The 25011-nt window shown below is 69.7% G+C and carries 19 protein-coding genes and 1 tRNA gene; 12 read left to right on the plus strand and 8 right to left on the minus strand.

What is annotated here, in order from left to right:
* The first annotated feature begins 355 nt into the window (after positions 1 to 355).
* From ACIRC0_RS36335 to ACIRC0_RS36360, 6 genes are read left to right on the plus strand one after another with little or no spacing between them, the layout of a single operon-like run.
* Positions 356 to 814 (plus strand): CoA transferase, encoded by a 459-nt coding sequence (locus ACIRC0_RS36335; protein WP_403625380.1) that lies wholly within the window; start codon positions 356 to 358, stop codon positions 812 to 814.
* A gap of 47 nt (positions 815 to 861) precedes the next feature.
* Positions 862 to 1629: a crotonase/enoyl-CoA hydratase family protein gene (locus tag ACIRC0_RS36340; RefSeq protein ID WP_403625383.1), complete on the plus strand. Its 768-nt coding sequence runs from the start codon at positions 862 to 864 to the stop codon at positions 1627 to 1629.
* 1 nt (position 1630) lies between these two features.
* A complete protein-coding gene (locus ACIRC0_RS36345) occupies positions 1631 to 2377 on the plus strand; it encodes an acetoacetate decarboxylase (RefSeq protein WP_403625386.1) in 747 nt (248 codons plus the stop codon).
* Positions 2374 to 3324 carry a 3-hydroxyacyl-CoA dehydrogenase NAD-binding domain-containing protein gene (locus tag ACIRC0_RS36350; protein WP_403625389.1) on the plus strand — a complete coding sequence of 317 codons (951 nt, stop codon included), beginning with the start codon at positions 2374 to 2376 and terminating at the stop codon, positions 3322 to 3324. The genes ACIRC0_RS36345 and ACIRC0_RS36350 overlap by 4 nt, the downstream gene beginning before the upstream one ends.
* Position 3325: 1 nt before the next feature.
* On the plus strand, positions 3326 to 4540 hold the full coding sequence (locus ACIRC0_RS36355) for an acyl-CoA dehydrogenase family protein (RefSeq protein WP_403625392.1): 1215 nt from the start codon (positions 3326 to 3328) through the stop codon (positions 4538 to 4540).
* Between the two features lie 5 nt (positions 4541 to 4545).
* Positions 4546 to 5775: a CaiB/BaiF CoA transferase family protein gene (locus tag ACIRC0_RS36360; protein WP_403625394.1), complete on the plus strand. Its 1230-nt coding sequence runs from the start codon at positions 4546 to 4548 to the stop codon at positions 5773 to 5775.
* Positions 5776 to 5919: 144 nt separating this feature from the next.
* On the opposite strand, the gene ACIRC0_RS36365 is transcribed toward ACIRC0_RS36360, so the two are convergent.
* The 3 genes from ACIRC0_RS36365 to ACIRC0_RS36375 form a co-directional block, all read right to left on the minus strand.
* Positions 5920 to 7992, minus strand: a complete 2073-nt coding sequence (locus ACIRC0_RS36365) for a SpoIIE family protein phosphatase (protein WP_403625397.1) — start codon at positions 7990 to 7992, stop codon at positions 5920 to 5922.
* Between the two features lie 602 nt (positions 7993 to 8594).
* Positions 8595 to 9653 (minus strand): zinc-dependent alcohol dehydrogenase family protein, encoded by a 1059-nt coding sequence (locus ACIRC0_RS36370; protein WP_403625400.1) that lies wholly within the window; start codon positions 9651 to 9653, stop codon positions 8595 to 8597.
* A gap of 478 nt (positions 9654 to 10131) precedes the next feature.
* On the minus strand, positions 10132 to 10575 hold the full coding sequence (locus tag ACIRC0_RS36375) for a hypothetical protein (RefSeq protein WP_403625403.1): 444 nt from the start codon (positions 10573 to 10575) through the stop codon (positions 10132 to 10134).
* Between the two features lie 135 nt (positions 10576 to 10710).
* Between ACIRC0_RS36375 and ACIRC0_RS36380 the strand changes: the two genes are divergently transcribed.
* Together ACIRC0_RS36380 and ACIRC0_RS36385 are read left to right on the plus strand one after the other, a co-directional pair.
* Complete coding sequence (locus tag ACIRC0_RS36380; RefSeq protein WP_403625407.1) at positions 10711 to 11601, plus strand: LysR family transcriptional regulator; 891 nt, start codon at positions 10711 to 10713, stop codon at positions 11599 to 11601.
* A complete protein-coding gene (locus ACIRC0_RS36385) occupies positions 11598 to 11885 on the plus strand; it encodes a hypothetical protein (RefSeq protein ID WP_403625409.1) in 288 nt (95 codons plus the stop codon). Before ACIRC0_RS36380 ends, ACIRC0_RS36385 begins: the two co-directional genes overlap by 4 nt.
* 109 nt (positions 11886 to 11994) lie before the next feature.
* Here the strand turns inward: ACIRC0_RS36385 and ACIRC0_RS36390 are convergent, their stop codons facing one another.
* Positions 11995 to 12621 carry a hypothetical protein gene (locus tag ACIRC0_RS36390; protein ID WP_403625411.1) on the minus strand — a complete coding sequence of 209 codons (627 nt, stop codon included), beginning with the start codon at positions 12619 to 12621 and terminating at the stop codon, positions 11995 to 11997.
* A gap of 23 nt (positions 12622 to 12644) precedes the next feature.
* Between ACIRC0_RS36390 and ACIRC0_RS36395 the strand changes: the two genes are divergently transcribed.
* Positions 12645 to 12764: transfer RNA gene (locus ACIRC0_RS36395), tRNA-OTHER, on the plus strand.
* Between the two features lie 245 nt (positions 12765 to 13009).
* Here ACIRC0_RS36395 and ACIRC0_RS36400 read toward each other — a convergent pair.
* From ACIRC0_RS36400 to ACIRC0_RS36415, 4 genes are all read right to left on the minus strand, one after another.
* Positions 13010 to 14761, minus strand: coding sequence for a cellulase family glycosylhydrolase (locus ACIRC0_RS36400; RefSeq protein WP_403625414.1), 1752 nt, complete (start codon positions 14759 to 14761; stop codon positions 13010 to 13012).
* Between the two features lie 118 nt (positions 14762 to 14879).
* Complete coding sequence (locus ACIRC0_RS36405; RefSeq protein WP_403625417.1) at positions 14880 to 16391, minus strand: glycoside hydrolase family 43 protein; 1512 nt, start codon at positions 16389 to 16391, stop codon at positions 14880 to 14882.
* 51 nt (positions 16392 to 16442) lie between these two features.
* On the minus strand, positions 16443 to 18584 hold the full coding sequence (locus ACIRC0_RS36410) for an alpha-galactosidase (RefSeq protein ID WP_403625420.1): 2142 nt from the start codon (positions 18582 to 18584) through the stop codon (positions 16443 to 16445).
* Between the two features lie 73 nt (positions 18585 to 18657).
* The gene (locus ACIRC0_RS36415; protein WP_403625423.1) at positions 18658 to 20643 is read right to left on the minus strand and encodes a beta-galactosidase; all 1986 of its coding nucleotides are present in this window, start codon (positions 20641 to 20643) and stop codon (positions 18658 to 18660) included.
* A 561-nt stretch (positions 20644 to 21204) separates the two neighbouring features.
* Here ACIRC0_RS36415 and ACIRC0_RS36420 point away from each other — a divergent pair.
* From ACIRC0_RS36420 to ACIRC0_RS36430, 3 genes are read left to right on the plus strand one after another with little or no spacing between them, the layout of a single operon-like run.
* Positions 21205 to 24087 carry a glycoside hydrolase family 3 C-terminal domain-containing protein gene (locus ACIRC0_RS36420; protein WP_403625426.1) on the plus strand — a complete coding sequence of 961 codons (2883 nt, stop codon included), beginning with the start codon at positions 21205 to 21207 and terminating at the stop codon, positions 24085 to 24087.
* Positions 24014 to 24442, plus strand: a complete 429-nt coding sequence (locus tag ACIRC0_RS36425; protein WP_403625428.1) for a family 1 glycosylhydrolase — start codon at positions 24014 to 24016, stop codon at positions 24440 to 24442. Before ACIRC0_RS36420 ends, ACIRC0_RS36425 begins: the two co-directional genes overlap by 74 nt.
* The gene (locus ACIRC0_RS36430; RefSeq protein WP_403625431.1) at positions 24439 to 24675 is read left to right on the plus strand and encodes a hypothetical protein; all 237 of its coding nucleotides are present in this window, start codon (positions 24439 to 24441) and stop codon (positions 24673 to 24675) included. The genes ACIRC0_RS36425 and ACIRC0_RS36430 overlap by 4 nt, the downstream gene beginning before the upstream one ends.
* Positions 24676 to 25011 lie beyond the last annotated feature (336 nt).

The following is a 25011-nucleotide window of genomic DNA, read 5'->3' on the forward strand; positions in this document are numbered from 1 at the left end:
CAGTTGTCGGCAGGTGCAGGTAGAAAACAGGGTTCCCGCACGAGGCTCTCGGAGGGTCGCCCGTTTCCCCGACGTCCGTGGTGGGCGGCACCTGCGAACTCGGCTTGCGCCCGTGAGATCGTCGGTGTCCCGCTGCACCTGTGATGCCCGCACCCTGCGGCACGCCCAGGTACCAAGAATCAGGAAGACCGAAACACCGATTTACGGCCGTTCCTTCCTGTCGGTCACCCCCCCCCGGTTTTGGTGTGACTGTCACGGTAACACCGGCATGAGCGAGGCGGTAATTCCGCCACCGGGCATTTTGCCGCTAGCGTTCCTTGTCATAGCCAGTCGAGACGGCGAAAGGAATGCGACCGTGACGGAGATACATATGGCAGGGCCGCTTGAAAGCATGCGGGTCATTGATCTGTCGACGGTGGTGCTCGGTTCGCGGCGCACCCCGGACGGCCTGGCTGCCGTAACCCCTTACAACCCGCAGTCCTTCCGCCACGTCTTCTCTGCAGCGCGCCGCCCGGACCTCGCTGCGGATCCACGCGTCGACGGCTCCGCTTTGGACTTGGACGACGTAGACGATTCGTCCGACCTGGTCGATGAGGCGCTGACCACGGTCGAGTGGGCCGAGGTGCGCGTAAAGCACAGCATCCCGACGGGACCGGTGCTTCAACTGGATCACACACAGGAGGATTCCTCCGCGCGCGAGGGCTACCTGCTGGACCCGGTCGCGCGCCCGCCGCGGGCCCGCTGCCGACGAACAGGCTTCTGGTGCGGTGTTCCGCCACGCCCGGCCCTGGACACCGCGCATGTTCTGGCCTAGCTGGCCGCCACCCGCTGAAGACGCCCGAGAACCCGTAGGAGAATGCGATGAGCACTGATGACGTACGCGTGCAGCGGCTGGGCTCGACGCTGCTGATCACGATCGACCGCCCCAGAGCCCGCAACGCGGTCAACGCCGCGGTCGCCGTCGGCCTGGCCGCCGCACTGGATGAACTGGAGACCGAGCCCAGGCTGCGGGCCGGTGTCCTCACCGGCGCGGGCGGCACCTTCAGCGCCAGCATGGACCTCAAGGCCGCCTTGAACGGCGAGCCGCCGTCCATCCCGGGCCGCGGGTTCGGCGGCCTGACCGAGGCCGACCGGACCAAGCCGCTGATCGCCGCCGTGGAGGGCTTTGCCCTGGGCGGCGGATTCGAACTCGCCCTGGCCTGTGACCTGCTGGTCGCCGCCGACAACGCCACCCTCGGCCTTCCCGAGGTCAAGCGCGGCCTGATCGCTGCCGGCGGCGGCGTAATCCGGCTGCCCAAACGCATCCCGTACCACCTGGCGATGGAGATGCTGCTCACCGGCGAGGCGGTCACGGGCAGGCGCGCCGGCGAGCTGGGCCTGGTCAATCGGGTCACCGCGCCCGGTGAAGCCGTGGCCGTCGCCCTCCAACTTGCCGAGCAGCTCCACCGCAACGCCCCGCTCGCCTTGACCGCGGTGAAAAGCCTCCTCCAGGCCGCCGACGGCGTCCCGGAGAGCGAGGTCTTCCCCGCGCAGGACAGGCAGATGCGCGCCTTGATGTCCTCGACCGACGCGCATGAGGGCATGACCGCCTTCGCCGAGCGCCGCGCCCCCAAGTGGACGGGGAAGTGACATGCGGATCGAAGACGTGCGCCGCCAGGCCACCACACCGCTGACCCGCCCGGCGTTTCCTCACTCCGCCGCCTGGTTCACCGACCGCGAGTACCTCAACATCGTCTACCGCACCGACCTGGAAACGCTGCGGGCTGTCGTTCCTGAACCGCTGCGGATCGAGGAGCCGCTGGTCCGATTCGAGATCATGAAGATGAACGACGTCACCGGGTTCGGCCCCTACACAGAGGGCGGCCAGGCGATCCAGGTCAGCTTCGACGGCGAGCGGGGCGAGTACCTGCACGCGATGTACCTCGACAACTTCCCCGCAACCGCGGCCGGACGCGAGGTCAGCGCCTACCCGAAGGTGCTCGGCGCGCCAAGGCTGTACATCGACCAGGACGTGCTGGTGGGCACCCTCGACTACGGCACGCTGCGGGTCGCCACGGCGACCATGGGCTACAAGCACCACGCGCTCGACCCCTGCGACGCCGAAGAGCAGATCACAGTGCCGACCTTCATGCTCAAGGCCATGCCCAGCTACGACGGCGCCCCGCGCGTCCTGGAGCTGGTCCGTACCCAGATCACCGACGTGGTCGTCAAGGCCGCCTACACAGGCCCGGCGAGGCTGCAGCTGTTCCAGCACGTCCTCGCCCCGCTGGCCGACCTTCCCGTCCTGGAGATCGTCTCCGCCAGCCACATCCTCACCGATCTGACTCTTGCCCCGGTCAAGCCGGTCTTCGACTACCTCAAGGGAGACGAGCGATGACGCACCCCTTCCGCACCGCCGCCGTGATCGGCGCGGGCACCATCGGACTGTCCTGGACGGCGTTGTTCGCCGCACACGGTCTGACCGTCCGTGTCAGCGATCCCCGCCCCGACCTGAAGGAGGCGGTTGCCGAGGCGCTGGCGGAATTCGGCCCGCACCTGGCCGCCCAGGGCCTGGGCACCGACGGGCTCGCCGACCGTGTCCGCCTCGCGGCCGACACCACCGAAGCCGTCCGGGACGCGGACATCGTCCAGGAGAACGGGCCCGAGCGCGTCGAGTTCAAGAAGGAACTGTTCGCCCAACTAGTGGGAGAGGCCCCTGGACACGCGCTCTTGCTGAGCTCCTCGTCGGCGATCCCGGCGACCGCCTTCACCACGGAACTCCAAGACGCCGGTCGCATCCTGATCGGACACCCCTTCAACCCCCCGCACCTGCTGCCGCTCGTGGAGGTCGTGCCGGGCGAACGCACCACGGAGAAGGCCGTGCAGGCGGCCGTCGACTTCTACACCGCCGTCGGTCGTACCCCCGTCGTTGAACGCCGGGAGATCCCCGGCTTCGTGGGCAACCGTCTCCAGAGCGCGCTCAGCCGGGAGGCCGTCTACCTCGTCCAGCAGGGCGTCGTGACCCCCGACGAACTGGACACCGTCGTCACTCACTCGCTCGGCATCCGCTGGGCGACGGTCGGGCCCTTCCTCGCCTCCCACCTGGGCGGAGGCCCCGGCGGCTACCGCCACATGAGCGCGCACATCGGCCAGTCCATGCAGCATTTGACCCTCGGACAGCCCTCGCATGATCCCCAGGACCGCGAGCGAGTCGTCCAAGCGGTGGAGAAGGCATACGCCTCCACGCCGTACACCGACCTCGCCGAAGCCCGCGACCGCAAGCAACTCGCTGTCCTGTCCGCCGTCGAAGACACCCGCCACAACCAGCACCAGAAGGAGACCTGAGATGACCAGCAACAACACCCCCCTCGCGCAGCTCGACGACCAGCTGACCGCCGACTTCTACCTGTACGAGTCGCTGCTTTCGGATGAGGAGCGCAAGATACTGCTCAAGGCTCGCAGTTTCCTGCGGGACGAGATCAAGCCGCTGGTCAACGAGGCCTGGGGCAAGGGCGAGCTGCCCCAGGAGATGATCGGGAAGTTCCGCGGCAGCGGCCTGAATGCCCTGGGCTACGAGGGCTACGGCGAGCACCAGCCGGCCATCAGCCACATGCTCGGCGGGATGCTCGCAATGGAGCTGAGCCGGGTCGACGCCTCGTGCGCCACCTTCTTCGGCGTCCACAACGGGCTCGGCTTCTACTCCATTTACTACGGCGGCGACCAGGAACAGCGCGACAGGTTCCTGCCCGCCATGGCCACGATGGAGAAGATCGCCGCTTTCGCCCTGACCGAGCCGCTCGGCGGCTCCGACGTTTCGGGCGGCATGCGCACCACCGCCAAGCGCGAGGGCGACACCTGGGTCCTCAACGGCGCGAAGAAGTGGATCGGCAACGCCACCTTCGCCGAATACGTCGTGGTCTTCGCGCGGGACGTCGAAGACAACAAGGTCAAGGCATTCGTCGTCGAGAAGGGCACCCCCGGCTTCGAGCCGGTGAAGATCGAGGGCAAGATCGCGCTGCGGATCGTGCAGAACGCCGAGATCACCCTGACCGACGTCCGCGTCCCGGAGACGAACCGGCTGCAGAACATGAAGGGCTTCCGGGACGTCGCGGAGATCCTGCGCCAGACGCGCAGCGGCGTGGCCTGGCAGGCCCTGGGCGTCATGATCGGCGCCTACGAACTCGCCCTGGACTACGCCAAGCAGCGCATCGCCTTCGGCCGCCCGATCGCCAAGTTCCAGCTGGTTCAGGACCTGCTGGTCAAGAGCGTGGGCAACATCACCGCCTCCTGGGGCATGCTGGTCCAGCTCGCCCGGCTTCAGGACCAGGGCGTCTTCCGCGACGAGCAGTCCGCACTTGCCAAGGACTTCGTCGCGGCCCGCATGCGCGAGGTCGTCGCCTGGAGCCGCGAACTCTTCGGCGGCAACGGCATAGTCCTCGAATACGACGTCGCCCGGTTCTTCTCCGATGCTGAAGCGCTCTACTCCTACGAGGGAACCCACCAGATGCAGACCCTCATCGTCGGCAAGTCCATCACCGGCCACAGCGCCTTCGTGGGGTGACGACCGTGACCACCGAATCCGTCTTCACCGGCCTGAAGGTCCTCGACGCGTCGACCTTCATCGCAGGACCCGCCGCGGCCACTGTGCTCTCCGACTTCGGAGCGGACGTCATCAAAATCGAGCCACCGGGACACGGCGACCCCCAGCGGAGGCTGAGCTCCGTACCGCCCAGCCCTCGGGCCGAGGCCAACTACGGCTGGCACCTCGCCAACCGCAACAAGCGCGGCATGGTGCTCGACCTGAAGTCCCCGGCCACCACCGAGGTCCTCAAACGCCTCGTCCAGTGGGCCGACGTGGTGATCACCAACTTCCCGCATGGAACGCGCGAGAAGCTGCACCTTGGCTACGACGAGGTCTCCGGCTGGAACCCGCGGGTCATCTACGCCGACCTCACCGGCTTCGGGGACGCCGGCCCCGACGCCCGGCAACCGGGCTTCGACCTGACCGCCTTCTGGTCGCGCAGCGGGCTGCTGGCCTCCACCCGGGACGCGGGAGCCCCACCGACCGTGCCGGTCTGGGGCAGCGGCGACTACACGTCGGCGACCGCCCTCTACGCGGCGATCGTGACCGCCCTCTACCGCCGCGAGCGGACCGGACAAGGCACCAGTGTCGGGACGTCGCTGCTCGCCACGGGCGTCTGGGCCACGGGCACACTCGTGGCCGGAGCGCTCGCCGACGGTACACCGTTCGAACTGCACGACCGCAGCACGCCGGTGAACGCGCTGACCAACCCCTACCAGACCGCTGACGGCCGATGGATCATGCTGGCAACCTCGCCCCTGCACTGGGCGGAACTGGCGCGGGCCATCGAGCGCCCCGAACTGATCGATGATCCGCGTTTCACCGACATCGAGTCCTTCGCCAAGAACGCCGTCGCGCTGAGCGAGCTGCTCGACGCCAAGTTCAGCTCGCGGCCCTTCGCCCACTGGAGGGAGGCCCTGGCCAGGGAACGCATCACCTATAGCCTCATCCAGACACCGGAAGAAGCCGCACAGGACCCGCAACTACGCGCGAACGACATCGTCGTCCCCTTGCAAGGGGTCAGCGGGCTAGCACACACCGTCAACAGCCCGGTCACCCTCCGAGGGGTGCCGAAGGTCCCGGCCAAGCGGGGACCGGACTTGGGCGAGCACAACGACCAGATTCTCGCCGAGCTGGGATTCAGCCCCATCGAGATCGCCCAGCTGCGCGCCCAGGGAGCGATCCCTGGCACAAGGAGCGAGGAGGCGGCATGATCAGACGGCCCCGAAGCGGCCCAAGCTCCTGACCGCCACCCGGCTCGGCTAAGGGCCGCTGCCTCGTCGTCACCGACATCTGCCGCGCGGGCCGTGGTGGGCGGCGACGCCATGCGGCCCGCGGTGGGTACAGAGGTCAGCGGGTCAGGCTTCGACATCGCGGGAATCGGGCGTCGGCATTTCAAACCACACCGTCTTGCCCCGTCCGCTGGGTGAGTTGCCCCACGCGGAAGCCAGCGCGGAGACGATGACCAGTCCGCGCCCGCCCTCGGCCTGGTCCTCCTCGCGAGGGATCGTCACGGCCTGCGCGAGATGGGGATCGCTGTCGCGGACCTCCACCCGGATGCGTTCGGGATACCGGCGGACGTAGACGTACACGTCGCTGTCGCCGTGGACCAAGCCGTTGGTGACCACCTCCGACACCAGGAGTTCCTCGTCGTCGGCCATGGTGGACAGCTTCCACCCATCCAGCCACTCGCGCAGCAGTCTGCGGGTGTGCTGCGCTCCGTGAAGGTCGCGCCGGTGGATGTGCAGCTGGCGGACATTGCGCTGAGCGTCGGCCGAGGGCCCTTCGTATCCGACCAGGAGCAGGGCGGCATCGTCAGCGTGCCGCGGGGGCGACCTGCTGAAACCCCGGATGAGTCGGTCGCCGACGGACTCCAGATTGCCAGGCTCGTCGAAGGCCGAACGTACTGCTGCCGGATCCACATCGCCTCCCATCCCGCCAAGGCCGTCGGTATAGAAGGCGAGCAGGGTTCCCGGTTGCAAGGACAAGTCGGTCACCGTGTAGGCCGCCTGGAGGTCGATCCCGAGCGGTATGCCCGCCTCGGCGCGAACGGGTGGCATGCGGCCGTCAGCGGTGCGCAGTAGCGGCGGCGGATGCCCGGCCGTGGCGAGCTGGGCTCGGCCGGTGTCCGGGTCCAGCCAGGCACAGCAGCACGTGGCGAACAGGCCGGTGTCCAGGCCGATGAGGAGCTGATTGGCCCGGCTGAGCACGACTGCGGGATCGTGTCCCTCGGCCGCGTAGGCCCGCACCGCGCTACGAAGCTCGCCCATCACCACGGCAGCCGCCGTGTTGTGGCCCTGGACGTCCCCGATCACCATCATGATGCGGTTCTCGGGAAGGGTGATGAGGTCGTACCAGTCTCCGCCGAGGTCTATCCCGCTGGTCGCCGAGGCGTATCTGCTGGTACTCACCACCCCGGCCGGCTGGGGCAGCACCGGGGGCAGCAGCGCGTGCTGCAAGTCGTCGGCCAGTGCGTGGCGGACTTCGTCCATCCGGGTGCGTTCGACGGCTTGGCCGACTGCCGTGGCCAGCGCCGTCAGCGGCCCCTGCCCAGCGATGATGTCCTGGCGCTCGCTGCCGAACGCCATCGACAGCGCGCCGACCGCCCTGTGTCCGGCAAGCAGCGGCAGGACGACCCAGAAGCACTCCTGGCCGGACAGCGGCTCAGGCAGACGGCCGGCCGTCCGCACATCCGCGGGGCTGTACACCAGTTGTTGCTGAAGGCGTATCGCCTCCCCCTCTGGCCCGCACTGCCCGAGTGGTGAGCCGTTGATGGCGCGGATGAATGCGCCCGCACAGCCCTGTGCACCGGCCACGCTGAGCCGGTCGGTATCGAGTAGGCAGACCAGGGCCGCCCGGGCCCCCAGCCCGTCCATGACGCGCTGCATGGTCCTTTCCACCACCTCTTGCGGATGCACCGCGCTTGCCAGGAGCATGGCGAGTCTGTGCAGGTGGTAGATCAGCGCGATGGAGTCCGAGGCCCTGCCCTCGCCTCCCGCTGTCAGGTCTTCGACGGCCACGACGTACGGGACGCCGGGCGGGACCAGCGAGATTCCGTGATCGACCAGCCGGTCCAGGTCCCGGGCCAGTGACGCGGCCGCGGCCGCCAGACGCTGCCGTTCCGGCTCGGTGGCCTCGCCGCCGGCTCGCTGCCAGAACGCGGTGAGCGTCCCGAAGCGGTGGCTGGGCGAGAACAGAGGAGCGGCAGCGGCCTCGAGTGGGAAGGAGGCGAAGACGGTCAGGTTGGGATGGCCGGCCAAAATCTCCACATTGCTGCCGACCTCTACCCGTCCCGACCGCCATGCCCGCGACGACGCGTAGCTGAGGTCGTCCAGGGCTATCCGTTCGAGAGCCCCCACGCCCATGGCGGTCAGTGCCGCCGCCGCGGCATGCAGCTCAGGAGCGCCCGGAACCTTCAAAAAGACCGTCACGGCCGACGCCCTCAAGACGCGCACCACGTCCCCAGCCGCCGAGGCCAGCAGCTGCTCCCTGTCGGACACGGCTGTGGCAAGACGCTTCGAACTCGGCGGATTGGCCTTGTGCGGCTGCATGTGCGTCACCGCCCAACGGGCGTTGCTTTCGGTGCTGGCCCCATTCTACGCCCGCTGCCAGCCCATTCCGGGGACCGCTGATCACCGAAACCTCCTGATGATCACAGGTTGTATCCGTCCCGGGCGGGAGCGTCGGAATTGGCACCGAGCGCGCGGGGAAGGTTCCCCACCGAGGGGCACTTCCAGCGAACTGAAGATCGCCCTGCCGAAGGAGACCCGAATCAACGCTTTGAGGGCGGCACCGGCGCCCTATCCGGCGCTGGCGTAATCCAGCACCTGATGCGGCGGCTCGGCCGAATCCGCGCCTCGCAGCGCTACGGCCGCCTTGACGCTCTCCTCCGTCCAGCGGGCAACGACCTGCGGTGCCCACCACGGAACTGGGCTACTGGACGTAACCCCGGTCCCATTAGTAGCGGCTGGCTCATAGGGCGGCAGTGGTGTGGCTGACCTGGAAGCGTTCCGACGCACCGGCAGGCCTCTTCCTATCCGTTGTCCCCGTTCCGGCTGTCTTCGAATACGAAGAGCGGCTTGGTGCCGTGCGCGGGTGCCTCGGCGAGCGCGACGGCCTCGGGGAAGTGTTCGAGCGGGAACGGCCGGCCCTGGGGGATACTCAGGTCTCCGTCGGCGACGAGACTGCGCACCTGGGACAGCGCGCGCAGCGCCTCCTCGGGTGAGGCGGTGCCGAACCAGCGATTCAGCCAGAAGCCTCGGACCGTTTTGGTGTCGTAAATGACCGAGCGTGCCTGCAGCGGGATCGTCAGCGCTGCCGGGTTGGTCTGCCGATGGGTGGAGAGCGCGCCGTAGACCACGACCTCCCCTCCCGGAGCCAGTGCCTGGGACACCTGGGCACCTACCTGGCCCGCGACGCAGTCGATGGCCTTGCGGACGCCGGCCGATCCCGCGATCTCGGCCACACGCTGCAACAGGTCCTCGTCCTCGGTGCAGATGACCTCGTCACCACCGAACGCTTTGATCTCCTCGACGGCATCTCGTCGCCGCACGACGTTGATCGTGCGAATACCGAGATGCCCGGCCAGTTGAATGACGAGCCGGCCGACGGTGGAGCCCGCGGCCGTTTGCAACAACCATTCACCCGGCTGCACGTCGAGTTCGCGAGTCACAAGGAGCAGCGCGGTCAACGGGTTCACGGCGAGTTGACAGGCGTCGGAGTCGCTCAAGTGATCGGGAACCGGTAGGAGCCGCCGTGTATCGATGACAAGGTATTCCTGCCACGTGCCGGCCATGGGGGGCCCGGGTACCGCCGGGACCGCAGCGGCCACCACGCGCTCGCCGATCTTCAGCCCCTCGGTATCCGGGCCGAGGGCCTCAACACGGCCCACGCATTCCATGTGACCCCCGACAGTGGGAAACTCGGGAGCGAAGCCGTAGCGGCCACGCAGCACATGCAGATCACTGGCGTGAATCGGAGTCGCGTTCACACGGATCAACGCCTGACCGGCTTCCGGCGTGGGAACAGGCCGGGATTCCAGCAGTAGGACATCGGTCGGCTCGCCAGCCTCTTCGGCTACGAGCGCGCGCATGGATTGAGGCATGAGTGACCTTTCGAATATCAGCGCCCGACGAACTCGGCGGCCGTTCTTGACACCAATGCTGCTGGTGCCCGCTCGCCGCAGCGCACTGTCTCAGTTGAGAGCATGACTTGGCCATTTCGGGATCGCCACGCCCGGCTCCGGAGATTCCTGGCGCCGGACGGATGCAGCGTGACGCAAACACCCACTGCTCCGCTCCCTTTGGGAGGCCGCCCAAGGTGTGCACCTGGAGGCCGTTGATCGAGTCACGCCCCTTGAAGATGCCCACGTACAGCCGGCCTACGGCGCGGCCGGTCTTCTTCATCCGCACAGGGTCTTGCCGCCATGAGACAGGCAGGTGGGCGTCAGGGTGACCAGGGTCGAGAATCATGCTCCGAGAATTCGGAATATGCGCGCCAGCGAGCATCCGGGATTAGCTGGTCCCGCTACATGTTTCTGCGTGGCGCAGCAGAAATAAGCGGGAATCCGTTCAGTCGCGGTCGGTATCCGACGAGTCGGCGACATATTTTGCGTACTCGGTCACAGCGAAATGCTCGCCCAATTTTCGGGAGAAGTAGTTGAGCATCTGCAGTGGACGGTGGTTCATCACAAGATGTTGCGTCTTCCCCTCCTCATTGAAGTAGACAACGGCGATGTTCGCGATCGGCTTACCGTCTACCGTTGCAGCGTAGTCCTCGACGAAACCGTTCTCTCCGTACTTACCGATGTAGATGAAGTCCTGAAAATCGTACAGAGTGCGTGCATATGAGAGAATGGCGAGAACGTCCTTGGCCCCGTGGATGGTCCCTTTCAAGACCCCGGCCTCCAGTGTCACATCGTCGGCAAGATTGTCCAGCCAAGGAGGGTAGTAGTCCTTGCGCTGCCGCGCAGGGTCACCGCTGCCCAGATATGTCGGTGGCGTCTTGTAGGTCATCTTCCAGCCTCCTGTATCGGTTCGGTCGCTTCCAACACAATCGCCGGACGCAACAGGAAATGTCCAATGAAAGTCAGCGAATCTCGCCATCTCGCTGAGAGATACCGCAGGGGCTCGCTGAGGGATACTCGGAGGGTGGAACTGCGCCAGCTCGAACACTTCGTCGCCGTCGCGGAGGAAGGGAACTTCACCCGTGCCGCCGCACGGCTGCACGTCGTCCAGTCCGCGGTCTCCACCACAATCAAGAACCTCGAGCGAGAACTCGGCACGCCACTGTTGGAACGCACTCCCAAACGCGTACTGCTCACCAATGCCGGTGCTGCCCTGCTCCCTCGTGCCCATGCCGCTCTCGACGCCGCCCGGGAGGCTGAGGACGCGGTGGCCGAGGTCTCAAGCGGACTACGCGGCACCCTGCGGCTGGGCGCGATAGCCACGGTCGGGCTCATCGACCTTCCCGTGTTCCTCGGCGAGTTCCACCGGCGGCATCCCGGTGTGTTCCTGCAGACCAGCGCGGCTCCCACCGGCTCCCAGGGCCTGCTCGAAGCGCTCCTCGAACGGCGGCTCGACCTCGCCTTCGTCTCGGGGCCCGGACCGCGCCCGACAGGCATCACGCTGATCCAACTTGCCACCTCAGTGCTGGACCTAGTCGTGCCGGCCGACCATCCGCTCGTGAAACGCCGCACCGTGTCGATTACCGATCTGGCCGGTCTGGACTTCGTCGACTTTCCCGTGGGCTACAGCAACCGGGCCGTCGCCGACCGAGCCTTCGCCGCCGCCTCCGTCCCCCATCGCGTCGCCATCGAAATCACCGACCCCACCACCGGCGTGGCCTACGTTCGAAACGGCCTGGGCGTGGCGCTGCTGCCACGGCCCGTCCTCGGCAAGGCAAAGGATGTCGCCACGCTGACCGTCGACGACGCCGACCTGGAATGGTCGTTTTCCCTGGCCACTCCATCAGAGCGCACGCCCGGTGCTGCGGAACGTGCCATGATCGCGATGGCGCACGAGTTCTTCTCGCGAGGGTGAGCAGCGCCTCGGCGGGCGTTGTCACGTCGTTGCCGGTGGGATGTCTGACCACCGTCGTCGGCGAGAGCCATACGGCCCGCCAGGACGTGGGAGAAGATCGCCACGGCGTCACCGAGGGGCTGGTCGATGCCGAACTGCGCCCCCGTCACCGGCGCAGCAGCGACCGGCGCGGCCCCCGTGTCCCCGGCCGACGACACCGGCGCACGCACACCATCCCGCTGCGCCGCACCCGGCCCAGCCGCCGCCTTCCCCGGGCCGTCCGCCTCCACCTTCCTCGGCGCTAACTCCGAGCCCTCCGCAGCCAGATCGGCACGCGCCAGCCGCCGCAGCTCCTTGACCCGCTCCACCCCCACACCCAACCGATGGCTGCACCCGGCCACCGTCTTCCCGGCCTCACCCATCGCCAGCACGACCCGCGCCCCCGCCACCCGCGCCTCGTTGATCCGCAACCGGCCTCGCTTCCGTACCCGGGCCACCTCCTCCTCCACCGCGCAGTTCCTCCACCAGGGCGGCCACGCCCTGGTCCTCGACTACACCCGCATCGCCCACCTGTGGGCGAAGGACCTGCCGACGGTCACGCACCGCGGCGACGTCGCCGGCATCCACGACGCCCTGGTCGGCTTCGGCTCCGAGTTGGAGCGCCGCATCGCCCTCGACGGCGACCTTGACGGTGTGCCGCGGCTGATGGTCGTGATCGACCGGGCCGACGACATGCTCCGGCATCTCGCCCGCTACTGGGAGACGTTCCGGCAGGAGGACGACCCGAAGCGGTCCCCGGCCATCGCCGCCCTCGAGGCCGTTCTGTACGAGGGGCGCGCGGCCCGCATCCACGTCATCTACGACGGACCCGCCACCGTCGGCGGTCGCCTCATCCCCGGCGCCCGCGAGCAGTTCTCCACCGTCATCCTCGCCCGGGTCAGCGCCGGCATGTGGCAGCGGCTCGCCCCGATAGTCGACCCCGCCCCCAAGAGCAGCCCGCTCCCGGGCCGCGTCCACGTCGTCCAGGACGGCGACGCCCATCCCGCTCAGGCCCGGCAGGTTGCGGCGCCGTGGCAGAGCGGTCCATTGCGATCGTCGCGCGGAAGGCCCTCCGCGCGACGACTGATGAGGACCGGGCGGGCCCTGCCCGTCCTCGTCCGCGGGTTCCAATCCCGTCGGCGTCTGCAGCCGCCCCCTTTCGAATTTCGGCTCCGCCTGAACAACGTCGGGAGGGCAGGCGCGCGGGGCTCCCGTTGACCAGCTGACCGATCTCGGCCGCTCACGCTTACCACTGCTCCGCCAGTGGGTGAAAACTGCTCACCGGAGATCGCGAACACGCTCACCATCCGGGAGAGCACGGGCCCGCCGAAGGGCTGACCGGGCAGGAAGAGAGCCCCGGGTGCCAGGGGACACCCGGGGCGGGGAAGGGTCAGGCGACGGTTCCGGTCACCGAGCCTGAGTTCTTCGTCACGTTGTACGTCACGGTGGCTCCGCTCCAGAAGTGGAAGACGAGCGTCGCCTGGGTGTTGTCACGCAGTGAGTTGACGAACTTGGAGGTGAGGAGAAGACCGTTGCCCGGGTAGTCGGGAGAGAAGGCCTCGTTGAACTCCTGGTAGGGAGTCCAGTCGGTCGGGCCGGCGTTGCTGCCGTCGGCGTACTTGGCCTCCATGGTGGCCAGCTGGTCACCGCGGTATTGGGTGGGGATGGTGAGACCGCTGGCGTCACCGGTCGCGTCGGAGAGCACCGGCCTGTCATACGTGGTCACGTAGATCTTCCAGGGCAGGCCCCGGGAGAAACGGGCCTCGATCGTCGCGTTGACCCCGTAGGCGCGGTTGCCGGCGAGCCGGGTCAGCGCGGTGGCTGTGAGCGTGAGCTGGTTGCCGGAGACGGTGTAGTCCCGGCCCTGGACGAGCTTGGTGCTGCCCTGCCAAACGCCCTGGAAGGTGGTGCCGTTCGGGTTCAGGGTGAGTGTCCTGGCGGCGATCGCACTCGACTTCGCCAGGAAGACACGGTCCGAGGAGGCGGTGCCCGAGCGGGTGGTCCAGCTCGACTTGATCTGGTCGATCAGCTCGGGCTCACGCCACTGCAGCGTGGAGCGGTTCAGGAAGTTGTAGGCGTCCCACAGCGCCGTGGTCACCCCCGCGGTGCGGGCCTCGTAGCCCAGCATCTCGAAGTACTTCAGGGCCTCGCCCCGTTCGACACGCGCGGGGTGGAAGTAGTCGGGGTAGCTCAACAGGCCGTACTCGCCCAGGTAGACGGGGATTCCCTTGGAGACGAGGGTGTCGTGGATCCGGGCGAAGTTGTCGGTCATGTCCTTCTGCGCGGTGGCGTCGAACTGGGTGCCGCCGGCGATGTTCACGCTGAACGGCCACCAGCCGTAGTAGTGCACGGTGGCCACCAGGTTGGGGTCGTTCAGCGACTTCATCTCGCTCACCAGGGCGTCCAGGAAGACCTGGCCGGAATTGGTGTGCAGGCTGGGCAGGACGAGCAGACGGGTCGCGTTGTTGCCGCCGGACTGGCGCACCACGGTGTGGAACGCGGTGTTCAGTTCGTCGTTGTACTGGATGCCCTGGGCGTCGGTGGTGTTGTTGAACTGCGGCTCGTTGTTGCTCTCGAAGAGCAGGCTGCTCGGGGAGTCCCTGAACGTGGCGGCGATCTGGGTCCAGGTGGCCTTGAAGCGGGCCAGGACGCCGTCATGGTTGGTGGGCATGTCGGCGATCCACTGCCACGAGTCGTGATGGACGTTGATCACGACGTGGAGACCGTCGGACAGGGCCCAGTCGACCACCTGCTTGACGCGGGTCATCCATGTCGCGTCGATCGTGTAGGGGGCGGTGGAGGACTGGTGGTCGGTCCACGTCACCGGGATCCGGACGCTGCGGAAGCCCTGGGACTTGATGGTGTCGAACAGGGCCTTGGTGACCGGTGGGTTGCCCCAGGACGTCTCGTCGGGGATGGCGTCCAGGGTGTTGCCGAGGTTCCAGCTGGGCTGCATCGCGGCCACCGTGCCCATCGGACTGAGCGCGATGTTCTTCGTCGCCGCGGACGCGCCCTTGTGGGACGGTACGGCGAACGCGGTGGTGCTGGTCAGCCCGATCGCGGCGACCAGCGCCAGCAGCAGACCGAGCACCCGGCCCGGGCCGCCTCTGCGCCGGCTGGTGGGGTGGTGCGTTCCCTTCATCTCTGACCTCTCTCTGTTGGCCGAGCGGGTTCCGCCCGTGGGGGGATGGAGCGGCAGGCAGCAAGTGGGGCGGGGCGTCTTCGGAAGCCGACGTGGTGCCTCGGCTCGCCGCGCCGGTTCAGAGGCCGAGCGGCTCGTAGTCGAACCAGTCGAAGTGGACTGTGCCGGCCGCGGCGTACAGGCCGATGACCCGGCCGGTGAATCCGCCGGCCACCTCCGTCGACAGATAGCGGCCGTCGAGCGTGCCGAGCACGGTGAACGTGCCGTCCGGCTCCTCGATGCCGAGCGTGACGGTGTCGGGCCCGGTGCGGGCGTCCCGCGGTGGGGTGCCGGAGATCCGGACGCCGAGGACCACGGGCCCGGCGGGCACGGACCGGGACCCCATGACGGTGCGCAGCGGGCCGATGCGACACAGCACCCGCACCTCCCCGTCCGACGCCTCGATCTCGTAGTGGTGTTCCTCGTCCAGCCGAACGGCGAGGCCGCCGCGCCCTCCCGCCGGATCGATGCACGTGCGCACCCGGCATGCCAGATGCTGCTGGCGGCGGCCGACGAACACGACGTCCGGCTTGTCCAGCGAGGCGCCGCGGGCGCGCAGCGTCAGCCAGCCGGCCCGCTCCTTGGTGGTGCAGTGCTCCTCCGGACGGTCGCGCACGGAGATCCACTGCGGCCGCAACTCGCTGAGGTCGAAGTCGTCCCGGCGGGCCTCGGCGGGGCCGGGGACGAGCGGCCAGGCGGGCGCGGGCAGTTCGGGCGACACCTCGCCGACGACGGGCCAGCCGTCCACCCACTCCACGGGCGCCAGGAAGGTCTCGCGGCCCAGCACGTGCCAGCCGGGCGTGCCACCCCGCGGCCGGACGCCCAGCAGCACCATCCACCACGAACCGTCGGGCCCCTGGACCAGGTCCGCGTGACCGGTGTTCTGGATCGGGCGGTGAGTGCCGCGGTGGGTGAGGACCGGGTTGGCCGGGCACGGCTCGAACGGGCCGGTGGGCGTGCGCCCGCGGGCGATCGAGACGGCGTGGCCGCGCTCGGTGCCGCCCTCGGCGATGAGCAGGTACCAGTACGCGCCGATGTGGTACAGATGCGGCGCCTCCGGCGCCTGGGCGCCGGGGGTGCCGGCCCACACCTTGTGCGGAGGTCCGAACGTCTCGCCGGTGTACGGGTCGATACGGACCTGCGCGCCCCCGGCGACCGTGCACCAGCAGGTGCCGTCCTCGTCCCAGGCGAGATCCGGGTCGATGCCCCTCACCTCCGGCAGTCGGACCGGGTCGGACCAGGGCCCGGCCGGGTCGGTGGCGGTGAACAGCATGTTGCCCTCGCCCTCCGCCACGTTGGTGACGATCAGCCAGAAACGTCCGTCGTGGTGGCGCAGGGTGGGAGCGTAGATCCCGCCGGAGGACGGCATGGAGGCCGGCAGGCGCAGTTGGGCCGGCCGGTCCAGGGCGTTGCCGATCTGCGTCCAGTGCACCAGGTCGCGGCTGTGGAAGACGGGGATGCCGGGGAAGTACTCGAAGCTGGAGCAGACGAGGTAGTAGTCGTCTCCGACGCGGCAGACGCTGGGGTCGGGGTGGAAGCCGGGGATCACGGGGTTGGTCACGGTGGCGTCCGCCTGCTGCGTTTCTGACATTGGGCCAAGTCCCTTTCCTTCAGCGGATCGTTGTCATGTGGCACCGGCGGTTCAGGGCGCGTCCGGCACCGTGTGGGTGAGGCGGAGCAGCACGGCGGACGGAGCTGTGGGCAGCGTCAGCGTGAGGTCGGCGGCGTCGGGGTTCCAGGCGGCGACGGCCTGGCTCGCGGTGGGGTAGAGGACGTCGACGCGAGCGGCGGAGCCGCGGAGGTGAGGCAGGGGAAGGCTCATGGTGGACTCGGCGCCGGGGCGGCGCCACACGGTGAGGTAGGTGGTGGCCGGGGTGCGCAGGGCCAGGGCGAGCCACGGGACGTCCCAGGCCGGCAGGCCGAGCGGCCACGCGGGGACGGCCTGAGGCAGGTCGGCACGGATGGCCTTGTACACGGTGACGGCCTCGTGGACCAGGGCCCGGGCCTCGGGCCGCAGATCCGAAAGCAGGCCGGAGAGGTGGATGCGGCCGAGGAGCGCGTTCGCCATGGTGAACGCGACCTCGTCGAGGGAGTCCTCCGGCAGCGGGTAGGCCCAGACGGCGCCCTGCTCGGGGGTGACGGCGGTGGGTGCGGAGGCGGCGATGGGCGCGTAGAGCTGGAGGTTCTGCTGGTCGCTGGTGGACTGCAGTTGCAGCCGCGACAGCAGTGCGTGGTCCCAGCGCATGCCTCCGGAGGAGCAGTTCTCCACCACGAGGTGCGGGTAGCGGTCCAGGATGCCATCGAGCCAGTCCAGTTGGGCGCGGTTGTGGCCGAGCAGTCCGGCGGCCGGGGTCTCGCCGGGGTGGGCGCTGGTGCCGGAGCCGGGGTCGATGTTGTGGTCGAGCTTGAGGTAGCCGACGCCCCACTCGCCGACCAGACGGTCCACGACCTGGTCCAGGTGGGCGCGGGCGGCCGGATGACGCAGGTCCAGGTGGTGGCGGCCGGTCTCCGTGACGCGAACGCCGTCGCGGCGGAAGAACGCCTCGTCCGGCAGGGCCTTGGCCATGGGGCTGCGTACGCCGATCACCTCCGGCTCCAGCCACAGGCCGGGAACCATGCCGCGCTCGCGGATGCGGTCCAGCACCTCGTGGATCCCGCGCTCTCCGGGGAAACGGGAGGCGGCCGGCTCCCAGACGCCGACGTTGTCCCACCAGCCGCCCATCTCGTCGTCGTACCAGCCGGCGTCGATGACGAAGTACTCCGCGCCGGCCTCGGCCGCCGCGTCGATCAGCGGCAGCAGCTTCTCCGTGGTGGGGTCTCCCATCAGGCAGTTCATGTAGTCGTTGAAGATGACGGGCAGACGCCGGTGGTCGGCGTGCGGGCGGCGGGCGGTGCGGCGGTAACGGGTCAGCGCGGCGAACGCGTCGTCCGGGCCGCCGTCGGCGCTGAAGGCGAGGGCGACGGGTACGGTGTGGAACTCGCCGCCGGGCTCCAGGGGATGGCGCCAGCCGTGGTGGGTGTCGGTGGGGCCGAACAGGGCCAGGTAGGCGAGCCGGTCGCGTTCACCGCACTCCCAGTGCCAGCCGCCGCCGTTGTGCTCGATCTGCCACAGCCAGGTGCGGCCCGAGTGACGGTCGGTGAGGCCGCCCATGGGCAGGCGGCCGCAACTGGACCACACGCCCCGGCCGGTCTGCGTGAACTCGCCCTTGCCGTTGTCGTAGACGACGACGCGGTCGCTCAGCACCGGCGAGGTCACCCGCATCGGCCGGCGCTGCCAGCGGCATTCGGCGACCCAGTCGTTCTCCGCCCACAGCAGATCCGCGCCCCCGATGGCCTCCGGACCGTCCGCGAGGCACCCCACGACCAGGGACGAGACCGATTCCAGGTACAGCGCGGCCTCCCCGCCGTTGCGCAGGACCACCTCGCTGCGCAGTACGGGCACCCCGTCCGGCGAGCGGTAGGTCACCTCCGCGACGAGCCCGGTTTCAGGGTCGCGGAGTTCGACGGTCAGCACGTGCCAGTCACCGTCGCGGGACACACGGTGCGCGCGGTGGCGCAGCCGTCCGCCGACGTACGAGTCGATGAGACGCCCGCTCGACCAGGCGCGGCCGTGCCCCGCGGCCGTCACCTCCAGCAGTGGCAGCGGAGGCCAGGAGCGCCGCTCGGGGGGTGTCCCGCCGGGGAGGCCGATGCGGGTGAGGCGGGCGGTGCCGTCCTCGCCGACGTCGATCTCGACCTCCAGGGCCGCGTGGCCCCAACGGAGAGTCTGCGGTGCGCCGGTCATGATGGCCTTTCTGGTAGGGGTCAGAACGCGCGGGGGCAGGCCCCAGCGGTAAGGGAGGGACTCGGGCGGGGAGTCAGGCGGTACGGAGCACCGCGCAGCCGCCGGGCGGCAGTTCGGACAATGTGCTGCCCGTGAGCAGGTCGTGGGCGGGCTCGGGCAGGGGCACGGGCTCGGGGCGGTGGTTGATCAGGACGCGCCAGCGACGGCCGTCCGGGGCGCGTCGGATGACGGCCTCGACCTGAGCGGGCAGGCCCGGCACCTCGGGACCCACCCCCGCCTCGTCGAGCAGCCGGGCGACCAGGGCGGCGTAGCCGGCGTCGTCCAGGCGGGTGGAGAGGTACCAGCCCTGTCCGGTGCCGAAGCGGTGACGGGTCAGCGCCGGGCTGCCGGCGAGCATGCCCTCGGCGTAGGCGGCAAGCGTTTCCGCACCTTCGGCGCGAAGCGACTCGCTCCAGACGGTGCCGTGCGATCCGTCCGACAGGGCGATCCGCTCGTCCCGCCGCAGCGGCCGGTACTCCTCGACGCGGATGCCCAGCGCCTCGCGTAGCGGCTCGGCGGGGTAGCCGCCGAGGCGGGCGTGCATGCGGTCGTCGACGTATCCGCTCGCGTGCTGGACGAGGAGGGTTCCGCCGTCGGCGACGTAACGGCACAGGTTCTCGGCCGCCCCGTCGGGCAGGAGGAACAGGGCCGGTGCGATGACGAGCGGGAAGCGGCTCAACTCGTGCTCGGGGTGCGCGAAGTCGACGGTGACGCCGGCGTCCCACAGTGCCCGGTGCGCCCGGCCGAGTGCCGCGTGGTAGTCGAAGTCCGCCGAGGGCAGGCCGTCCACGCCGAGCGCCCACCAGGCGTCCGCGTCGTGCAGGACCGCCACCGAAGCGGTGACCGTCGATCCCGCCAGCTCGCCGAGCCGGGCGACCGCCTCGCCGACCTGCGCGACCTCACGGAAGATGCGGCTGTCCGGCCCCGCGTGCGGGACCATCGCCGAGTGCCACGTCTCGGCGCCGGCCCGGGACTGCCGCCACTGGAAGAACAAGGCCCCCTCCGAACCGCGCGCGATGTGCCCGAGGGTGTGGCGCAGGATGTCCCCGGGCTCCTTGGCTAGGACCCGGTCGCGGTCGTAGACGGTACTGGTGCCCTGTTCCATCAGCAGCCAGGGGTGGCCGCCGCCCAGGGAGCGGGCGCGGTCGGCGTGGAAGGCGGCGTCGGCGGCGGCGTCCAGACCGGGTGAGCCGGGGTACTGGTCGGACGTGACGACGTCGAGTTCGCGGGCCAGGGCCCACAGGTCGATGTTCTGGTAGGCGGGGAGCATCAGGTTGGTCGTCACCGGCCGGTCGCTGTGCGCGCGGATCGCGTCGCGTTGCTCGCGGTAGGCGGCGATGATCTCGTCGGACCAGAAGCGGCGGAAGTCCAGTGCCTGGCCGGGGTTCTTGTGCCACTGCGTCACGCGCGGCGGCAGCACCTGCTCCCAGGAGGTGTAGCGCTGGCTCCAGAAGACTGTTCCCCACGCCTCGTTGAGGGCGTCCAGCGAGCCGTGGCGCGTGCGCAGCCACACCCGGAAGGCGGCGGCGGTGTGGTCGCAGTAGCAGAGCGTGCCGTACTCGTTGTGGACGTGCCACAGGGCGACGGCGGGGTGGTCTCCGTAGCGTTCGGCCAGGGCGGAGGCGATCCGGCGGGCCGCGCTGCGGTAGGCGGGCGCGGTGATGCAGTAGGTGTCCCGGCTGCCGTGGGTGAGGCGGGTGCCGTCCGGGGTGACCGGCAGCGCGTCGGGGTGGGCCAGGGTGAACCAGGGCGGCGGGGAGGCCGTCGGGGTGGCGAGGTCGACGGCCACGCCGTTCGCGTGGAGGCGGTCGATGTGGGCGTCGAGCCAGGTGAAGTCGTAGCGGCCCTCGTCCGGTTCCAGCAGGGCCCAGGAGAAGACGCCTACGGTGGCCAGGTTGACCCTGGCCCGGCGCATCAGCGCGTCGTCCTCCTTCCACACCGGCTCGTCCCACTGCTCGGGGTTGTAGTCGCCGCCGAAGGCGAGGCCGCCCAGGCGGTCGGTCAGGCTGCGGGTGGTCATGACTGGTCCTCGGGAAGAAGGGACTCGGCAACTGCTGGGCGACTGCTCTGACATACCGTCAGAGCGTCCCTCCTGACGGTGGTGAGGGAGCGGCTCCGCTCCAGCAGCGGGGAATGGGCGGGTGGAGCCGCTCCCGGTCACAGGGCGGGGGCGCAGACGGGCGGCCGGTTCACCCCTTGATCGCGCCCGAGAGCACACCGGTGCGGAAGTGCTTCTGCCCGAACGGGCAGACGATCAGCAGCGGTACGAGTGTCAGGACGACCACCGCCCTCTGCAGGGACAGCGGAGCCGTCTGTGCGTGCGCGGAGCCGAAGCCGGAGTCGACCCTGCTTTGCCGACGAAGCTTCCGCGGTTCAGCTCGTTACTCAAGGCGGCGGCCCTTCCCTCCGGATCATCGAAGCGCTTCACCTGGCCGGGAACGTTAATGACACGCTTCTTGCGAGACAAGAGGGCAGGAATCAAGAAAATTCCTTTGGCCTAGGTCGTTGACAGCCTGTCGCTGCGGTGGGAGCGTCGAAGCGCTTCGACAGCCCGCAACCAGCCTGCTTAGGGGTCTTCCTCGTGGGTTCTTCGTCCCTGCCCGCCGCCCGGCTTCCGTTCCGCGACCCGGTGCTGCCGATCGACAAGCGCGTCGACGACCTGCTCGGGCGGCTCACGCTCGACGAGCGGATCGCGCTGCTGCACCAGTACGCACCGGCCGTCGAGCGCCTCGGCATCGCCTCGTTCCGCACCGGCACGGAGGCGCTGCACGGCGTTTCCTGGCTCGGCGAGGCGACGGTCTTCCCACAGGCCGTGGGACTCGGCGCGACCTGGGACGAGGACCTGGTCCACCAGGTCGCCGAGGCCGTCTCCATCGAGCTGCGCGCCTTCCACTACCACCGCCCGACGGCGAACGGCATCGGTACCAACAGCCTCCAGGCGTGGGCCCCCGTGGTGAACCTGCTGCGCGACCCGCGCTGGGGCCGCAACGAGGAGGGCTACTCCGAGGACCCGGTACACACGGCACGGCTGGGCACGGCCTACTGCGCGGGCCTGGCCGGCGGCCACCCCACCTACCTGCGCGCGGCCGCGGTGCTCAAGCACTTCCTCGCCTACAACAACGAGGACGACCGCTGCGTCACCTCCTCCGGCCTGCGCCCGCGCGTCTTGCAGGAGTACGACCTGGCCGCCTTCCGACCCGTCGTCGCCTCGGGCGCGGCGACCGGCGCGATGGCCGCGTACAACCTGGTCAACGGCCGTCCCTGTCACGTCAGCCCGCTCATCGAGACCGAGCTGCGCAGCTGGTCCCCGCCGACCGGACATGAGTTGTTCGTCGTCAGCGACGCCGAGGCGCCGTCCAACCTGGTCGACCAGGAGCACTACTTCGACGACCACGCCGCGGGCCACGCCGCGGCGCTCAAAGCCGGCATCGACAGTTTCACCGACCAGAACGAGGACAGCTCGACCGTTGTCGGACGACTGCGCGAGGCTCTGGAGCGCGGCCTGATCGACGAGGCGGACGTCGACCGCGCGGTACGGCGCCAGCTGCAACTGCGCTTCCGGCTCGGCGAGTTCGACCCGGACCTCGATCCGTACACCGGCATCGGCCCGGAGGTGATCGACTGCGCCGAGCACCGCGCCCTCGCCCTGCGCGCCGCGACCGAATCGGTGGTGCTGCTCAAGAACGACGGCCTGCTGCCCCTCGACGCGGACCGCACACCGCGGATCGCCGTCATCGGCCCGCACGCCGACGCCCTGTACGAGGACTGGTACAGCGGCACCCTGCCCTACGAGGTCGGCATCGCCTCCGGTCTGCGCGCGGCGGTCGGTGAGGGCGGCGGAGACGTCGTCACCGTGGAGGGCGCCGACCTGATCGCACTGCGTTCCCGCACCACGGGCGACCCGCTGGGCGGGACCGCGTTCGCCGTCTCCGAGTGGGGAAACGGCGTCCTGACCCTGCGCGACACCGCGACCGGCCGCTACCTCACGCGCAAGGACGACGACTCACTCGTCGCGGACCAGGAGGTCATCAAGACCTGGTTCGTCAACGAAACCTTCGTCCTGGAGCCCGATCCGGCCGGCGACGCCGACGCCGTGCTCCTGCGCAACGTCTTCACCGGCCGCTACGCGGTCGTCGATCCCGCCGACGGCCGGGTCCGCGTCACCGCCGTAACCCCGCAGGCCGCCGAACGCTGGCAGCGCGAGCTGCTGCGGGACGGCTCCGCCGAGGCCCGGGCCGCCGCAGAGGCGGCCGACGTGGCGATCGTCGTCCTCGGCAACCACCCGCTCATCAACGGCCGCGAGACCGAGGACCGTACGGGCATCGCACTGCCCCGGACCCAGGAGGCGCTGCTGCGCGCGGTCGCCGCGGTCCGCCCGGAGACGGCGCTCGTCGTCATGAGCAGCTACCCCTACGCCCTCGACTGGGCCGACGAGCACCTGCCCGCCGTGGTGTGGACATCCCACGGCGGGCAGGAGACAGGCCGGGCACTGGCCGCCGTACTGCTCGGCGAGGCCGACCCCACGGGCCGGCTGCCGCAGACCTGGTACCGGGGCGACGACGAGCTCCCGCACCCCCTCGACTACGACGTCATCAAGGCGGGCTGGACCTACCAGTACCACCGCACGGCCTCCCTGTACCCGTTCGGCCACGGCCTGTCGTACACCGCCTTCGCCCACGACGACCTGCGGCTGTCCACGGCGACGGTGGCGCAGGACGGCACGCTCGACGTCACGGTGACGCTCTCCAACACCGGAACGCGGTCCGGAAGCGAGGTGGTCCAGCTCTACGTCCGCGCCCTGGACGCCCGCTACGAGGCGCCCCGGCTGAAGCTCGCCGACTTCCGCAAGGTACGGCTCGAAGCAGGCGAGAGCCGGGAGCTGGTCTTCCGCCTCGCCGCCGAACAGCTCGCTCACTGGGACGTCGTCACCGGGGCCTTCACCGTGGACCCCGGCGCCTACGAGGTCCTCGTCGCCCGTTCCGCGGAACACGTCACCCTGACCGCCCCGCTGACGGTGACCGGCGCGGCCCCCGCACCCCGGGCGGTCGTCGACCGACGCACCCTGGCCGTCGACTTCGACGACTACACGGACGTCACCCTCGTCGACGCCACCCGCACTGCCGGCGACGCGGTCACCCCGGCCGATCCCGCACGCCCCGCGACCCTGCTGTTCCGCGCCGTCGACCTGTCCGGTGCCGCCCGCTTCGAGGCCGAGGTCGCGCGCGAGGCCACCGGCCCGGGTGAGGCACGCCTCGAGGTCCGGGCCGGCGACCGGCTTCTGACGGAGATCGCCGTACCGGTCACGGGCAGCCGCTACACGTGGACCACCGCAACCGCCCACACCGCGGCCCCCGGTGGCGGTGTCCAGGACCTGCGGCTGACCCTGCACGGTGCCTTCCGCCTCGCCGCCTTCCGCTTCGTTTCGCCCGCCGACGACCCGCACGGCGAGCCAGGAGCCGTCTGACAGAGCCAGGACCGAACCACATGACCAGCCCCGCCATCCCGGTGCCGCCCGCCGGCTTCCGCTTCGGTGCCGCCACCGCCGCCCACCAGACCGAGGCGCCCACGACGAGGACGGCCGCGGCACCTCCAACCGGGACACCTTCAGCCACGGCCCGGGCCGCACGGTCGCCGGAGCCACCGGTGACACGGCCGCCGACCACCACGGAAGCGGCCCGGTCCGGATCACCGAGAACGGCTCCGCCGAGACCGACACCGTCGCAGCCGACGACACCCTGACCCGAACCCCCAAGGACAGCTACCGCTGCTACCGGGACCCGATCAGCGCACACCGTGCCGTGAGGAAGGACACCCGATGAAGTTCACGGACGGCTACTGGCTGATGCGCCGGGGCTGCACCCCGCGCTTCGCCGCCGAGGTCGCGGACGTCCGCGCCGGCGTCAGCCGGATGACTCTCCACGCCCCCGTCAAGCACGTCACCCGCCGCGGCGGCACGGCCGCGGCCCCGAGTTCGCGCTGCCCGGCGCCGGCGAGGGCGTGGGGAAGGTCAGCCGGGACGGCACGCTGCTGGAACTCACCTCCGGCGAGCTGACCCAAACCGGTTCATCGACGGCATGGCCGAGCGCGGCATCCCACTGAGCGTCTTCCACACGGCCCGCTTCCGCGTGCGCCGCGAGGGCGGCCGGCTCCACGTGAGGACCGACAGCCCGCATCCCTGGCAGCGCGCATCGGCGGCCATGACGGCACCCTGCACACCAGCACCGCGGGGCTCGCGGTGTCCGACTTCCCCTTCGAGGACTGACGTCCTGCCCCTCCAGCCGTGGTTCAGTCCGTGGACCAGCGCAGCGCCCGCGTCCGCACTCGACCGACACGCCACGGTTCTCGCCGTGGAACTCGACGGTGAACCCGACCTCTCCCGAGGCATCGG

It is taken from the genome of Streptomyces sp. NPDC093984, assembly GCF_044764595.1.
GTDB lineage: Bacteria > Actinomycetota > Actinomycetes > Streptomycetales > Streptomycetaceae > Streptomyces > Streptomyces cynarae.